Source organism: Rhizobium sp. LCM 4573 (assembly GCF_001854865.1).
Lineage (GTDB): Bacteria > Pseudomonadota > Alphaproteobacteria > Rhizobiales > Rhizobiaceae > Neorhizobium.
Window position 1 is genome coordinate 1 of the sequence record NZ_MDDW01000029.1, and the last position, 14,399, is coordinate 14,399.

The 14,399-nt window shown below is 61.2% G+C and carries 17 protein-coding genes; all 17 read left to right on the forward strand.

What is annotated here, in order from left to right; translation table 11 throughout:
- Window positions 1-99 (forward strand): flagellar basal body rod C-terminal domain-containing protein (locus LCM4573_RS27585; RefSeq protein ID WP_131819010.1); only part of this gene is annotated, 99 nt, incomplete at its 5' end.
- 31 nt (window positions 100-130) lie between these two features.
- On the forward strand, window positions 131-1,579 hold the full coding sequence (flgK, locus tag LCM4573_RS24550; RefSeq protein ID WP_071009235.1) for a flagellar hook-associated protein FlgK: 1,449 nt from the start codon (window positions 131-133) through the stop codon (window positions 1,577-1,579).
- A 2-nt stretch (window positions 1,580-1,581) separates the two neighbouring features.
- A complete protein-coding gene (locus tag LCM4573_RS24555) occupies window positions 1,582-2,667 on the forward strand; it encodes a flagellar hook-associated family protein (RefSeq protein WP_071009236.1) in 1,086 nt (361 codons plus the stop codon).
- 38 nt (window positions 2,668-2,705) lie between these two features.
- The gene (gene flaF, locus LCM4573_RS24560; protein WP_071009237.1) at window positions 2,706-3,053 is read left to right on the forward strand and encodes a flagellar biosynthesis regulator FlaF; all 348 of its coding nucleotides are present in this window, start codon (window positions 2,706-2,708) and stop codon (window positions 3,051-3,053) included.
- Window positions 3,050-3,499, forward strand: a complete 450-nt coding sequence (gene flbT / locus LCM4573_RS24565) for a flagellar biosynthesis repressor FlbT (RefSeq protein WP_071009238.1) — start codon at window positions 3,050-3,052, stop codon at window positions 3,497-3,499. The genes flaF and flbT overlap by 4 nt, the downstream gene beginning before the upstream one ends.
- Complete coding sequence (flgD, locus tag LCM4573_RS24570; protein WP_071009239.1) at window positions 3,490-3,978, forward strand: flagellar hook assembly protein FlgD; 489 nt, start codon at window positions 3,490-3,492, stop codon at window positions 3,976-3,978. Before flbT ends, flgD begins: the two co-directional genes overlap by 10 nt.
- Before the next feature lie 32 nt (window positions 3,979-4,010).
- Entirely contained in the window at window positions 4,011-4,277 is a 267-nt protein-coding gene (fliQ, locus tag LCM4573_RS24575) for a flagellar biosynthesis protein FliQ (protein WP_071009240.1), read from the forward strand.
- A gap of 115 nt (window positions 4,278-4,392) precedes the next feature.
- Window positions 4,393-6,480: a flagellar biosynthesis protein FlhA gene (gene flhA / locus LCM4573_RS24580; protein ID WP_071009241.1), complete on the forward strand. Its 2,088-nt coding sequence runs from the start codon at window positions 4,393-4,395 to the stop codon at window positions 6,478-6,480.
- Window positions 6,477-7,229, forward strand: coding sequence for a flagellar biosynthetic protein FliR (gene fliR, locus LCM4573_RS24585; RefSeq protein WP_046794252.1), 753 nt, complete (start codon window positions 6,477-6,479; stop codon window positions 7,227-7,229). Before flhA ends, fliR begins: the two co-directional genes overlap by 4 nt.
- Window positions 7,230-7,239: 10 nt before the next feature.
- Window positions 7,240-7,659, forward strand: coding sequence for a hypothetical protein (locus LCM4573_RS24590; protein ID WP_071009242.1), 420 nt, complete (start codon window positions 7,240-7,242; stop codon window positions 7,657-7,659).
- A 123-nt stretch (window positions 7,660-7,782) separates the two neighbouring features.
- Window positions 7,783-8,340 carry a rod-binding protein gene (locus LCM4573_RS24595; RefSeq protein ID WP_071009564.1) on the forward strand — a complete coding sequence of 186 codons (558 nt, stop codon included), beginning with the start codon at window positions 7,783-7,785 and terminating at the stop codon, window positions 8,338-8,340.
- A gap of 25 nt (window positions 8,341-8,365) precedes the next feature.
- Window positions 8,366-8,731: a hypothetical protein gene (locus tag LCM4573_RS24600; protein WP_071009565.1), complete on the forward strand. Its 366-nt coding sequence runs from the start codon at window positions 8,366-8,368 to the stop codon at window positions 8,729-8,731.
- A complete protein-coding gene (locus tag LCM4573_RS24605) occupies window positions 8,731-9,273 on the forward strand; it encodes a flagellar basal body-associated FliL family protein (RefSeq protein WP_071009243.1) in 543 nt (180 codons plus the stop codon). The genes LCM4573_RS24600 and LCM4573_RS24605 overlap by 1 nt, the downstream gene beginning before the upstream one ends.
- 123 nt (window positions 9,274-9,396) lie before the next feature.
- On the forward strand, window positions 9,397-10,047 hold the full coding sequence (locus LCM4573_RS24610) for a hypothetical protein (protein WP_131819011.1): 651 nt from the start codon (window positions 9,397-9,399) through the stop codon (window positions 10,045-10,047).
- 185 nt (window positions 10,048-10,232) lie between these two features.
- Entirely contained in the window at window positions 10,233-11,837 is a 1,605-nt protein-coding gene (locus LCM4573_RS24615; protein ID WP_131819012.1) for a hypothetical protein, read from the forward strand.
- A gap of 130 nt (window positions 11,838-11,967) precedes the next feature.
- Complete coding sequence (gene folD / locus LCM4573_RS24620) at window positions 11,968-12,867, forward strand: bifunctional methylenetetrahydrofolate dehydrogenase/methenyltetrahydrofolate cyclohydrolase FolD (protein WP_071009246.1); 900 nt, start codon at window positions 11,968-11,970, stop codon at window positions 12,865-12,867.
- Between the two features lie 145 nt (window positions 12,868-13,012).
- On the forward strand, window positions 13,013-14,374 hold the full coding sequence (locus tag LCM4573_RS24625; protein ID WP_071009247.1) for an ABC transporter substrate-binding protein: 1,362 nt from the start codon (window positions 13,013-13,015) through the stop codon (window positions 14,372-14,374).
- Window positions 14,375-14,399: the final 25 nt, after the last annotated feature.

Below are 14,399 nucleotides of genomic sequence, written 5' to 3' on the forward strand. Positions count from 1 at the left end.
ACCAGCATGATCGAGTCCCAGCGTAACTATACGGCGAACTCGAAGGTATTCCAGACCGGCTCCGAACTCATGGAAGTCCTGGTCAATCTCAAGAGATAACCAAGCCTAGAGGTTTGTAGAGGCAGTCGAAATGTCACTCTCGTCCGCAATGTCCACGGCTCAGTCGATCTTCAACAACACCGGCACGCAGTCGTCGGTGGTGGCGAAGAATATCCAGAACGCCCAGAACCCGAACTATGTTCGCCGTTCTGCCGTGTACGTCACGGGTGGTGCCGGCGCTCTCGTCGTCGGCATCGAGCRGGCGCAGAACCTTTCCCTGCAGCGCCAGACCATCGAAAGCACTTCGTTTGCGACCGGCCAGCGCACCGTGCTGACCGGCCTCACCGAAATCAAGGGCCTGCTTGGCGGCAACGACTACGAGAACTCGCCGGAAGTGCGGCTGCGGGCGCTCTTCAACAACCTCAATGCCTACGCGGCCACGCCCAATGATGCCACGGTGGGTACCACCGTGGTGTCGAGCGCCCAGGACGTCGTCAACACGCTCAACACCACTTCCAAGGAACTGCAGGCCATCCGCAAGCGCGCGGACGAGCAGATCAAGGAAGACGTCGATACGCTGAACAATCTGCTGAAGCAGTTCGAGGCGGCAAACAACAAGGTCAGGAGCGCGACTGCCGTCGGCGGCGATCCCAATGACGCGCTGGACGAACGCGACACGGTTCTCAAGCAGATTTCCGAGATCGTCGGCATCTCCAGCTATGTTCGTGAAAATAACGACATGGTGCTCTATACCTCGGATGGCACCACGCTGTTCGAGACCGTGCCGCGCGCGGTGACCTTCACTCCGACGAATACCTACGATGCCGCGACGACCGGCAACGGCATCTATATCGACGGCGCGCCGATGAAGGCGGGTGTTGGCGCCGATACCAGCGCCAAGGGCACCCTGCAGGGCCTTCTGCAATTGCGCGACGAGATCGCGCCGCAATTCCAGACCCAGCTCGACGAGATCGCCCGCGGCGTGATCGTCGCCTTCGCCGAGACCGGACCGGACGGCACCCTGACGCCCCTGCCGGGCCTCTTCACCTGGGACGGCACGGGTATCCCGCCTGCGGGGACGATCGAGCCGGGTCTTGCCTCGCGCATCAAGGTCAACCCGGCAGTCGTCCCGCCGGCCGGCAACCCGACGCTGCTGCGCGACGGCGGCATCAACGGGACCGCCTATGTCGTCAACAGCGGCCAGGCCGGCTTCTCCGATCTGCTCGACAAGTATTACAAGGCAATGGAAGGCGCTATTGCCTTCGATCCCGCGACCGGGATCGGCGGCAATAAGGATCTTTTCTCATTTGCAGCCGATTCCGTCGGTTGGCTCGAGCAGCTTCGCAGTTCCGCCACGACCGCGGACGAGACGAAGACCGCGATGCTCAGCCGCACCATGGACGCCTATTCGAGCCAGACTGGCGTGAACATGGACGAGGAAATGTCCCTGCTGCTCGATATCGAGCAATCCTACAAGGCTGCCGCCAAGCTTATGGCTGCCGTCGACGAAATGTTGCGGGCCCTCATGGAGGCAGCATAGTTATGAAAACGTCTTTTATCTCTTCAATGTCCATGCAGACGACTCTGCGCCACACGATGGCCAAGGCGCAGCAGCAGTTGACCGCCGCCACCAACGAGGCGGCAACCGGCGTCCACAACGATATCGGCGTCGCGCTCGGCTCGGCAACCGCCCGCAGCCTGGATTTGAACCGCGACGTTATCCGCATCCAGTCCCTGATCGATACCAATGCCATAGCCACGCAGCGTCTGGAGTCTTCGGACGAGGCGCTCGACAAGATGGCTAAATCCGCACAGAGCGTGCAGACGGCGCTTCTGGCGCTGACCGACAGCAGCCAGACGGTGAGCGCCGTCAAGCAGACGGTTGCGGCCAATCTCACAGCCTTCACGGGCTTTGCGAATTCGGCGGTCAAGGGCGAATATCTGTTCTCCGGCGTGAACACCGATGTGAAGCCGCTGGAGGATTATTCCGCCACGAATTCCCCGATTCAGGCGGCCGTCGATCGCGAACTCCAGGCCTTCATGACCGCGAACGGCATTGCGGCAGAGGCGGCCATCACCAAGGATCAAATGGGGGTCTTCCTGAGCGACCTGGAAAAGAAGTTCATGGGAGAGGAGCCCATCACCAGTCCTCCCCATCCGGGGCCGCTGGGAAGCACCGATTTCTGGACGGAGTTCGTGTCGAATGCCAGCGACGTGAACATGAAGAGCCGCATCAGCCAGGGGGAGATCGTGCAGACCTCCACCAATGCCAACACCGACGGCATGCGCAGCTTCGTGTTCGGCTCGATTGTTGCGATAGAGTTCCTGGGCGGTGATTTCACAAACGTGCAGGACGTGGTCGTTCAGAAATCCCGAGACGCGGTCGGGCGCGGCGAGACCGGCAYCACCGCCGAGCGCAGCTCGCTGGGTCTTTCYGCCGAACGGGTCAAGAAGGCCGATGAATCGCTCAAGGCGCAGCAGACGATCATCAAGAACCATCTGCTCGAACTGGAAGGCATCGACGTGGAGGAGGCTTCGGTCCGCGTCAACGCGCTCAAGCTCCTTCTCGAGACCTCTTACACGCTGACAGGGAGGCTCCAGAGTCTGAGCCTGGTAAACTACCTTTGATGTCAAAAGGTAGCCTCATGAAAATGAAGGATACGTGAATGTACCAGTTTTCATATGCCGAGATCATGGAGGATGGCGTCGCGGACGCCAAGGAGCGTGAACGGCAGACCCTCGACCGCTCGATCGAGCTTCTGACGGCGGCGCGTGACGAGGGGAAATATTCGCGGCACACCATCGAGGCGGTCTTCTATACGCGCCGCGTGTGGATCAGGTTCATCGAAGACCTGAAACAGCCGGAAAACGAGCTCGACATCGAGCTCCGGGCCAACCTGATCTCCATCGCCATCTGGATATTGAAAGAGTGTGAGAAGATCAGGACGCGCCAGTCCGAGAACTATCAAGGCATCATCGACGTGACCACCATCATCAAGGATGGATTGAAATGAAAAGTACGCTGCGCATCTCGCTGAAATCCGGAGAAAAGATCTTCATCAACGGCGCCGTGCTTCGCGTCGATCGGAAGGTTGCGCTGGAATTCCTGAACGACGTCACGTTCCTGCTCGAAAACCATGTTCTCCAGCCGGAGGATGCGACCACTCCGCTGCGGCAGCTCTATTTCATCGCGCAGATGATCCTGATCAATCCGGAAGGCAAGGAACAGTCAACGGCGCTTTTCCGCAAGTCGGTCGCCATGCTGCTGACCTGCTTCCGCGACGAGGAGATCCTGGCTGAACTGAAGCGTGTCGACGGTCTCGTCATGTCCGGCCGGGCGTTCGATGCCCTGAAGGCGATCCGCGGACTCTACGCGGCGGAGGACCGTATCCTCAACAACCAGGAAATGGCGCCGGCAACGGTCGAGCAGATCCGCAAGGAGATCGCGCCATGGCGGTAGATACGGTCGGCGCGGTCGCCTCGAACCCCTGGRCCAATGCGGGCGCCTCCAACTCGGCGTCCAATGCCGCCAGCCTGAACTACAACAGTTTCCTGCAGCTCCTCATCGCGCAGATGAAGAACCAGGATCCGACCGAGCCGATGGACGCCACCGAGCAGATTTCCCAGCTCGCCACGTTCTCGCAGGTCGAACAGACGATCCAGACGAACTCGCACCTGAAGAGCATGCTTCAGGCCGAAGCGCTCACGCGCGCAAGCGATCTCGTCGGCAAATACGTCAAGAGCGCCGATGACAAGATCATGGGCGTGGTCAAGGAAGTCGAAGTCTACAGCGACGGCGTTATCGTCATTACCGACAAGAAGGAGAAGGTCCTGCTGCAGGCCGGCGTCGTCTTCTCCGACCAGCCGATCGTGGTCGATCCCCCGAAAGAAGAGGAATCGACCGACGGCTCGAATAACGATACAGAGACTGAGACTTAACGCCCGAATGAGTCGGGCTCGGGAATACGGCAATGAACGAAGCCGACGCCTTGGATATCATGCAGGCGGCGATCTGGACCATCCTGATCGCCTCCGGCCCCGCGGTTCTGGTCGCCATGGTCGTCGGCGTGGTGATCGCGGTTCTCCAGGCACTCACGCAGGTCCAGGAAATGACCCTGACCTTCGTGCCGAAGATCGTGGCGATCATGATCACCATCGGCATCTCAGCGCCCTTCATCGGCGCGCAGATCAATCTCTTCGCCAATCTGGTCTTCTCGCGCATCCAGTCGGGATTCTAGCCCCGCTTCTTCCGCGCTCTCTTCCCTGCCACCTTCGCGCAAGCTTCGTCCGCTAGTCAGGCAGGCGAACCGGCAGCATGTCTGCCACCTTTCTCATGAAGAGACGGGGACCGCTATGGCGCAACCACCTGCACTCTCCATTCCGAAGGTCGCCCCGAGCGGCCGGGACATCGGCTTCGCGCTCGGTATTATCGCGATCCTTTGCATCCTCTTCCTGCCGATCCCGACATTTCTGATCGATGTCGGCCTGGCCTTCTCGATCGCCTTTTCGGTGCTGATCCTGATGGTGGCCTTGTGGATCCAGCGCCCGCTGGATTTCTCGTCTTTTCCGACCATCCTGCTGATCGCGACGATGGTGCGCCTGTCGCTCAACATCGCGACCACCCGCGTGATCCTCTCCCACGGCCATCAGGGTCACGATGCGGCAGGCGGCGTCRTTGCAGGCTTTTCCGGCCTCGTCATGTCGGGCGATTTCGTGATCGGCGTAATCGTCTTCATGATCCTGGTCACGGTCAACTTCATCGTCATCACAAAGGGCGCCACGCGTATCGCGGAAGTCGGTGCKCGCTTTACCCTCGATGCCATTCCCGGCAAGCAGATGTCGATCGACGCCGACCTTTCGGCGGGCATTATCGATGAGAAGGAAGCGCAGCGCCGCCGTTCGGAACTGGAGGAGGAAAGCTCCTTCTTCGGTGCCATGGACGGTGCCTCGAAATTCGTGCGCGGCGATGCGATCGCAGGCCTTATCATCACCGCCATCAATATCTTCGGCGGGATCATCATCGGCTATTTCCGCCATGGCATGCCGATCGGCGAAGCCGCCGACGTCTTCGTCAAGCTGTCGGTCGGCGACGGTATCGTCTCGCAGGTTCCCGCACTCATCGTTTCGCTCGCCGCCGGCCTTCTGGTCACCCGTGGGGGAACCGCGGGTTCGACCGACAAGGCGGTTGTGGACCAGCTCAGCGGCTATCCGCGCGCGCTTTCCATGGCGGCCGCGCTCATGGGCCTGCTGGCGGTCGTTCCGGGCCTGCCCATGCTGCCCTTCCTGGCGCTCGGCGGCGTGATGGGCTTCGGCGCCTGGCTGGTGCCGCGTCGCATCGAAGCCGAGAACAAGGCCCGCCGCGAGGACGAGGAAAAGAAGGTCGTCGAGAGCAAGGAAGCGGAAAAGGACTCGGTCAAATCCGTCCTCAAGACGGCGGAGATCGAATTGGCGCTCGGCAAGCAGGTCTCTACGCGCCTATTGGGCGCGCATCAGGAACTCGCCTTCCGCGTCGGCAAGATGCGCAAGAAGTTCGCCGCCCAATACGGCTTCGTGGTACCGGAGATCAAGGTTTCCGACGACATCTCCATTCAGGAGAAGTCCTATCAGATCCGCATTCACGGCACGACCGTGGCCTCGAATGCGCTGCGCGTCGGCGAAGTGCTCGTGGTGACGGGGGCAGGCCGCAAGCCGAGCATTCCGGGCGACGAAATCCGCGAGCCCGCTTTCGGCATGCCGGCGGTTTCGGTGCTCGAGACATTCGCTGAGGATCTGAAGCGCGAGGGCTTCCAGCCGATCGACAATGTTTCCGTGGTGCTGACCCATGTTTCGGAGGTGATCCGCAACAATCTTCCGCAGCTCCTCTCCTATAAGGACGTGAAGGTCCTCATCGATCGCCTCGATCCGGAATACAAAAAGCTGGCCGACGAGATATGCTCCTCGCATATGTCCTATTCCGGCCTGCAGGCCGTGCTCAAGCTGCTGCTTGCGGAGCGCGTCTCCATCCGCAACCTCCACCTCATCCTGGAAGCGGTCGCCGAACTCGCCCCGCACGTGCGCAAGACCGAGCAGATCGTAGAGCACGTGCGCGTGCGCATGTCCCAGCAACTTTGCGGCGATCTCGCCGACAACGGCGTCCTGCGCGTGCTCCGCCTAGGCACCAAATGGGACATGCTGTTCCACCAGGCGCTCAAGCGCGATGCCAAGGGCGAGGTGGTGGAGTTCGACATCGATCCCCGCAGCCTCGAGGAGTTCAGCGAGCAGGCGACGAAAGTTATCCGTGAATTCATGGACCGCGGCCTGCCTTTCGTTCTTGTAACCTCGCCGGAAACACGCTCCTATGTCCGCATGATCATCGAGCGACTCTTCGCCACGCTGCCGGTTCTCTCCCATGTGGAACTCGCCAAGGGGCTCGAAATCAAGATATTGGGCGCCATCTCGTGATAACCGACCCCCAGGGGACCATTCTTGCACTTTTCCTGGCGTTCTGCCGCATGGGAGCGTGCGTGATGGTCCTGCCGGGGTTCGGCAGCGCGCGCATTTCCACCAATATCCGCCTTTTCCTTGCCGTCGCGATCTCCATGGCGGTGCTGCCGGTGCTATGGGACACTATCTATCCGCGGGCTTCCGAACCGACCGCCACCTATCTCGGCCTGATCGCCAGCGAAACGCTGATTGGCGCCGTCTACGGGCTGATCGCGCGCCTTTATGCGCTGGGGCTGCAATTCGCCGGCACGATCGTCGCCATGTCCATCGGGTTCACCGCGCCGGGTGGGCATGACGTGCTGGAAGATACGTCCGAAAACCAGCTCACCACGCTTTTGACCTTCAGTGGTCTATTGCTGCTTTTCATGCTGGATTTCCATCATGTGGTCTTCCGCGCGCTGGTCGAATCCTATGCGGCGACCCCGGTCGGCGCCATCGCCGATCCGCAGCGAATGCTGATCACGCTGACCGATACTCTGAGGGCCTCCACCTATCTGATGCTGCAATTGGCGAGCCCCTTTCTCATCTACGGCCTGATGTTCAACGTGGCGATCGGCCTCATCAACAAGCTTGCGCCGCAGATCCCGGTCTTCTTCATTTCCACGCCCTTCCTGCTGGTGGGCGGCATCTTCCTTCTCTATCTCTCCATCGCGGTGATGATCCGGCAGTTCGCCGGGGGCTTCGCCCCGATCTTCCTGTCGTTCTGAGGGGACCGGGATGGCGGCGGACAATGGGCGCAGATCGGAGAAGCTGAAGCGCCTCGTGGCGGTGCAGCGTCATCTCGAGAGGATGGCGGAGACCGATCTTGCAGCGACCAGCCGCCATCGCGTCGAGGTCAGCGAATCGATGGATGTGGTGATCGAGGCGATCGGCTCCATGCACCCGATCCATCGGCAGTTTTCGCACGAATATGCGGAGCGCTTCGGCCGCCTGACGGTGAAGGAGCGGCAATTGGCGGGAATCCAGCAGGCCCAGGAGGCGAGGATGCTGAAGGAACGCACCAAGGCCGACCGCCTGGAGGACCAGATGAAGGCGGYGCGCGCGCTCGAGGATCGCGAGGCGGAGGACAACGCAATATACGAGCTCCTCGAAATCACCATGGCCGCGCCAGCCTCCAGCAAGCTTCGCACGTCATAGTCCCGTCATCTGACGCGAATCCCCGAGGGCAGTTTCCTCCGCGGGAACGCGCTGTTGGAAATCGACAATCCTGTGTGGGCCCGTGGCGGCGGGTGTTTCGCAGTCGTGATGAAGGGAGCTGAAGTGGCTATATCACCTCCGAGCGATCTGGTCCTGGATGTCGTCCGTGCCGCGGACCCCATGGAAGTGCAGGCAGCTCAGGCAAAGCTGAAGGCAAGCAAGGCGGCCTTTGCCGCAACCAGTCTGGCGGAAGCCGGCGCCGGATTCGGCGCGGCCGTCGATATTCTCGATACCCCGGCGACGAAGGCGGGTCTCGGAGATGCCGCAGTCTCGAAGAAGGTTGCGGAAATGCCGGAAGAGTATCGCAAGTTCGAGGCGAGCATCTTGCAGACCTTCGTGAACTCCATGCTGCCGGAAGACAGCGCCGAGGTTTACGGCAAAGGCTCGGCCGGCGAATTCTGGAAGAGCATGATGGCCGAACAGGTTGCCGACGAAATGTCGAAGCGCGGCGGTATCGGCATTGCCGAGCAGATGTATTCCCAGGCGCTGGCACGCGCCGAACGCGGCGGCATGGTGAACGCCACCACGGACGAGCATGACCGCACCCGTGCCATGAGCATGGTCACCGATTTCGAGCGAAAGGTACTTGGCGTTTCAGCCACAGAGAAGGGCGAGGCCTGATATGAACCATACCGGGACAGAACATATGGAAGCCGTTTCGAACGATTATCGCATCAAGTCCGTGCTCGGACGGCTCGAGATGATCATCGACAATGAGAATCAGAGGATCGGCAGCGATCCCGAATTCGACCTCAAGGTTTCCAACACCCACAAGAGCCGTTGCCTTTACGAACTGACCATGCTGTTCCGCAGCACCGATCCGGAGGAGTTCGCGGCCGCCCATATCGACCAGATGCACCACCTCAAGAGCAAGCTGGCGCTGAACGCCCGCCGTGTCGAGGCGCATCTGCACGCGGTGCGTTCCGTGGCCGATCTCCTGAAGGATGCCGCCCGCGAGGCGGAGGGCGACGGCACCTATACCCAGGAACAATTCCTTTATAGCGAAAACTGATGATAAAGCTGCTTCTCACCGGCTTGTGGGGCTGTGTCGTCACTCTGGGGGCGGTCTATTTTTCCGTGCAGATGTCGGCCGCGCCCGCGCCGGTGGACGAGGAAGCCGCCCGCAACGAAATGCTGGAACTGGTGCGCGGAGAATCGATCACCGTTCCGCTGATCGACAACGGCACCATCACCGGCTACTTCCTGGGGCGTGTCTCCTTCATGATGGACAAGGAGAAGATCCGGTCCGTCCAGCTGCCGATGACGGAGTTGATGACCGATCAGCTCTTCACCCTGCTGGTCGGCAACAAGATGGTCGATCTCGGAAACCCCGGCGCCTTCGACCTGGAGACCTTCCGCAGCCGCATCAAGGAAGGCGTGAACCAGAAGCTCGGCGACACTCTGGTGGCCGAGGTCCTGGTCGAACAGCTCGATTATCTCTCCAAGGAGGATATTCGGAACAACGCTTCGCGGGGCGGCCGGAATCCCATGGCTCCGGTGAAGATCATCGAGGGCACGAAGGTCGACAACCCTGGAACCTCGCCGGGACACTGAGCGGCGACCGCCAGGTGGCACAAAATCGGGCGAACCGTTCGCATTTTACCAAATGATTTAAGTACGGTTTCACCGGCTGCGTGGGATGAAGCATAATCGTGCTTCCTTCGTGCCGAGTGATAGATGCGGTCTATACCCGTTCAGCCTTTCGCGCCCATGCGCCGCCTCTTCGGCTTTCCCGTGCTGGATATGGACTGGAACGGCGTTCTCGCCTTCTTCGAAGGGCATCTGAAAGCACCCCGGCGAAAGCTGACGGTTTCGTTTTTCGATGAGAACGCCGCCCTGCGGCAACTGGTTGATCCTGCCTATCGTGATCTCCTTTCGCAACGGGCCCTGCTGCCGGCGGCGGGGACGCTATCGAGGACATGGGAGCGCCTGACCCGAAAAGACACCGCTTCCGCGCATTTCCGCGTGGAGCGGTTCGCGCCGGCATTGTTGACCTTTCTCGCCGAGGGTCGCCGTATCGCGCTTGTCGGAGAAGAGATGGGCGCCGTCGGACGGCTGCGTGAGGAGCTTTCCGCTCATGCGCCCTGGCACGAATTCATGGCAATCGCCACTTCGCAGATCGGCGAACACCGGGATGATTTTTTTGACTTGATCCTCGTCCAGGCCGGCAGCCCGGCCGAGGAGCGGCGCATCGAGCCTCGGCTTTCCGGCTTGCACACCAGTCTTGTCGTAATCGTGGGGACTGGTCTTGATAAATTCGAGGCCGAGAGACCGGCCTTCAGGTTTGCGGCCGCCGCCGCGTCTATCGAAGAAAGCGCCGCGGCCTGAGGAATTAACCTTTTCTTTGCCATGAAAATTTAGGCTGCCTTAATCATGGCGGTGCGGGCCTGCGCCGTCGATTAGCGCGGTCATGATCCATGTACGACCCTGAGAAGCATGCGCAAACTCCAGACCGGGAACGGCTGTTGCCGGCCCCGGATGATGTTGCGCGTCAGACGCGCTGGCGGGCCGGGATGCGTAGTGCCGTTCTGAAGGTCGCGGCATTCACCGCGATCGGGGCTGTGCTGCCGGCACTTTTCATCGATTTTCTGCCGAGGGACTTCACGGCTGAGACGCGGCTGAAGATCGAAGCCGCGGATGCGGACGACAAATCGATTTCCGAGGCGGCGGCGAACCTACGATCGAAGGCTCATCTCGATCATCTCATCCGGGAGCTGGATCTCGGCCGCGGCAGCGAGTTCGCAGTCGATCGCTCGAGCGTGTTCAGACTCGTTCTCGACATCGTCTCGGGTCAGGAAACGACGGTCGGCAAGGCCGAAGCCGGAATTCGCCGCCGGCTCGCGGAGGCGATCGCGGTGCGCTACGACCCCGCTCCCGGCGAAGTTTCGATTTCGGTCACGGCGGATCGGGCGGACGAGGCGGCGCGCATAGCCAACGCGCTGGGTGGCATGCTGCGCGCCGAAATGGCGGCGACCGGCCTTCGGCGCGCCGATCCGGTGCTGGAAAATCTCCGGCAGGCGTTCGAGAAAGCCCAGGCCGATCTCTCCGGTTTTCTTGCCGGCGTCGATGGCGCGAGGCTGGCACAGCTGCGCCGGGCGGATGGTGAGGAGAGGGCGCTCGCCGCTCAGGTCTCCGGCACCGAGGCGGAACTGGCGGGCCTCGGCCGCAAACTCGGCCAGGCATCGGAAATGACGCTGGCCGATGTCCTCGAAAAACAGCTGCCGAACAGCCTCGAATTCACCGCGCTCGATTATCAGCGGCAAAGGTTGGTCGAGGCGAAGCTTACCGTCGATCAGCTCTCGGCCGAACTCGGTCCGCGTCATCCGCGCCTGCTCGCCGCCCAGGCCGCTGTCGACAGCGTGCGCTCGGATATCGGCAAGGCGCTGGAACGGCTGAAAGCCTCGCTGAAGGACCAGGAAGCGGCGACGGCAAAGCGGCTCGCGGAACTCAAAGCGCGGCAGCAGAAGACATCGCCCGATAAACACATGGTCGAAATCGGAACCAGGCTCGCGGCCTTGGAAGGCGACGCGGAGGAAACGCGGTCCCGTTACCTCGAAGCTATGCGGCGCTCCAAGACGGCCTCCACCCCCGCGCCGGCTGCGGCGGTGGTCGTTTCGGCCGCGAATGCCGGGAAGGCCCAACCTCTCGGCCCCTCTTCCCTGATGCTTGCCGGCATCGGCGGGGCTGCTGGCTTCGCTCTCGGAAGCGCTCTCGCCTATTTCACGCGCCGTCGCCCCGAAGACATCGACATCGATGCTCTCTTGGAAAACGAGGACTTGCTTGCCGTTGAGAACATTGGCGAGACGAGTGAAGAGCCGCCGCTGGAGGTGGAAATCGCCCCGTCTCACTCAGCGGAAGAGGAAGCCGTTCCCACTCCGCTGCACGAACTGGCAGCCAACGATACTCCCTTCGGAGATCGCATCCGCGCGATGCTGATGGCGAACCGCATTCCCGAGCGTGACGCGGACCTGCCGCCGCTCGTCGCCGCCGCGATCGCGAAACAGAGAACTAAGGTTGCCGGCCGGCAGGAGGAGGCACTCGAATTGCGCCGCGATATGGCGGAGCTTCGGGAACGGGTACAGTCCTATGCTGCCCGGCGGGCCGCGTCCGGCCGCTAATTGCGACACCAAGATCCTTGCATTTTCCGCTCGAGGACAGCATAGGGCGCTGACGGGCAAATTCTGCAGTTTGCCGCTTTGTAGATTAGGCTGCTCTGTAGATTGACGGCGAAAAACGGGAGACACGCGCGTGGCATTCGTGATCGATGGAAAAGAAGCGGCGGCATCCGTCATCACCGCGGTGACCGAGGCGGCAGCGTCGCTCGAGAAGCTGTCCGGCACCAAGCCGGGCCTTGCGGTGGTCATCGTCGGCGATGATCCGGCAAGCCATGCCTACGTCAATTCCAAGAGCCGGATGGCCAAACAGTGCGGCTTCAACTCGATTCAGCACAGCCTGCCGGAAGAGACCACGCAGGAAGAACTCGAAAAGCTCGTGCGTGAGCTGAATGCAGATCCCGCCGTGCATGGCATTCTCGTGCAGCTTCCGCTGCCCAAGCATCTGAATTCGGAGCCGGTCATCGGGTCGATCTCGCCGGAGAAGGACGTCGACGGCCTGAACGTCGTGAATGCCGGCAAACTGGCGACGGGCGATCTCGCAAGCGGTCTCATCTCCTGTACGCCGGCCGGCGCGATGATCCTCGTCAACAAGATTCATGGGGCTGATCTTTCCGGCCTCAACGCGGTGGTGATCGGCCGTTCCAACCTGTTCGGCAAGCCGATGGGCCTTCTCCTGCTTGCCGCCAATGCGACCGTGACCATGGCACATTCGAAAAGCCGCGATCTGCCCGCCATCTGCCGCAATGCGGATATCCTCGTCGCCGCCGTCGGCCGTCCGGGCATGGTGAAGGCGGATTGGGTGAAGCCGGGCGCAACCGTCATCGATGTGGGCATCAACCGCGTGCCCGCACCGGAAAAGGGCGAAGGCAAGAACAAGCTGGTCGGCGATGTGGCGTTTGAGGAATGCGCGGAGGTCGCCGGCGCGATCACGCCGGTTCCCGGCGGCGTCGGCCCCATGACAATCGCCATGCTGATGGCGAATACGCTGATCGCTGCCCATCGCGCGGCGGGCCGTCCGATTCCGAAGTTCTGAACCGTTTCCATGCACCGAGCCAAATCCCTCTATCTTGAGGGGTATTGACTCCCCCGGAGGTGCGTTAAATCTTTTCCATGCTTCGGATTTCCGGGCAGGCTGAACATCGGCCATGCATAATGGAACGAAACGGGAGGAGAATGTGATGAAGCTATCGCTTTTGATGGGCGCCGCTCTTGCAGCACTTGTCGCGGGCTCGGCAGGCGCGCAGGAACTGAAATTCCCGCCGGGCGAGGATTCCCGCTTCAACTGGAAGAGCTATGAGGATTTCAAGGCGGCGCACGCGGACCTCAAGGGCCAAAGCCTGACGCTATTCGGTCCCTGGCGCGGCGAGGATGAAACCCTCTTCAACAGCGTACTCGCCTATTTCAATGCCGCGACGGGCGTGGACGGTCGTTACTCCTCCTCCGAGAATTACGAACAGCAGATCGTCATCGATACGCAGGCGGGCTCCCCGCCGAACATCGCCATCCTGCCGCAACCGGGCCTGCTTGCAGATCTGGCTGCCAAGGGCTTCCTGACGCCGCTCGGGGAAGAAACCGCCACCTGGGTGAAGGAGAATTACGGAGCCGGCGAGAGCTGGATCGGATATGGCACCTACAAGGGCAAGGAAGGCGCGGATGCTTTTTACGCCTTCCCCTTCAAGGCCGATGTGAAGTCGCTCGTCTGGTACGTTCCGGAAAACTTCGAGGAAGCCGGTTACGAAGTGCCGAAGACGATGGAAGACCTCATCAAGCTCAGCGACCAGATCGTCGAGGATGGCGGTGTTCCGTGGTGCATCGGCCTCGGTTCCGGTGGCGCCACCGGCTGGCCCGCGACCGACTGGGTGGAGGATATGATGCTGCGCACGCAGACGCCGGAAACCTATGACAAGTGGGTGAAAAACGAAATTCCGTTCAATGATCCGGCCGTCGTCGGCGCAATCGAGGAGTTCGGCAAGTTCGCCAAGAACGAGAAATATGTCAGCGGCGGCGTTGCGGCCGTCGCCTCCACCGATTTCCGCGACAGCCCGAAGGGCCTCTTCGACATTCCGCCGAAATGCTACCTGCACCATCAGGCATCGTTCATCTCGTCCTTCTTCCCGCCGGACAAGAAATTGGGAGAGGATGCGGATTTCTTCTACATGCCGACCTATGCCTCCAAGCCGGACCTCGGAACCCCGGTTCTCGGTGCGGGCACGCTGGTATCCATCACCAAGGATTCTCCTGCCGCCAAGGCCTTTATCGAATTCCTCAAGACGCCGATCGCGCATGAGGTCTGGATGGCGCAGGCCGCGTTCCTGACGCCCTACAAGGGCGCAAATCCCGCAGCCTATGCCAACGAGCCGCTGAAGAAGCAGGGTGAGATTCTGATGTCGGCCACGACCTTCCGCTTCGATGCATCCGACCTGATGCCGGGCAAGATCGGCGCGGGTGCCTTCTGGACCGGCATGATCGATTATGTCGGCGGCAAGGATGCGCAGACCGTCTCAACCGATATCCAGAACGCCTGGGAAGGCCTGAAATAGGCCGGACGGGGCGTCTGATGAACCA

Coding starts and splice junctions, on each gene's coding strand:
- flaF (WP_071009237.1), top strand. CDS start 2,706: ATGTACCAGTTTTCATATGCCGAGATCATGGAGGATGGCGTCGCGGAC.
- flbT (WP_071009238.1), top strand. CDS start 3,050: ATGAAAAGTACGCTGCGCATCTCGCTGAAATCCGGAGAAAAGATCTTC.
- fliQ (WP_071009240.1), top strand. CDS start 4,011: ATGAACGAAGCCGACGCCTTGGATATCATGCAGGCGGCGATCTGGACC.
- LCM4573_RS24600 (WP_071009565.1), top strand. CDS start 8,366: ATGGAAGCCGTTTCGAACGATTATCGCATCAAGTCCGTGCTCGGACGG.
- LCM4573_RS24605 (WP_071009243.1), top strand. CDS start 8,731: ATGATAAAGCTGCTTCTCACCGGCTTGTGGGGCTGTGTCGTCACTCTG.
- LCM4573_RS24610 (WP_131819011.1), top strand. CDS start 9,397: ATGCGGTCTATACCCGTTCAGCCTTTCGCGCCCATGCGCCGCCTCTTC.
- LCM4573_RS24615 (WP_131819012.1), top strand. CDS start 10,233: ATGCGTAGTGCCGTTCTGAAGGTCGCGGCATTCACCGCGATCGGGGCT.
- LCM4573_RS24625 (WP_071009247.1), top strand. CDS start 13,013: ATGAAGCTATCGCTTTTGATGGGCGCCGCTCTTGCAGCACTTGTCGCG.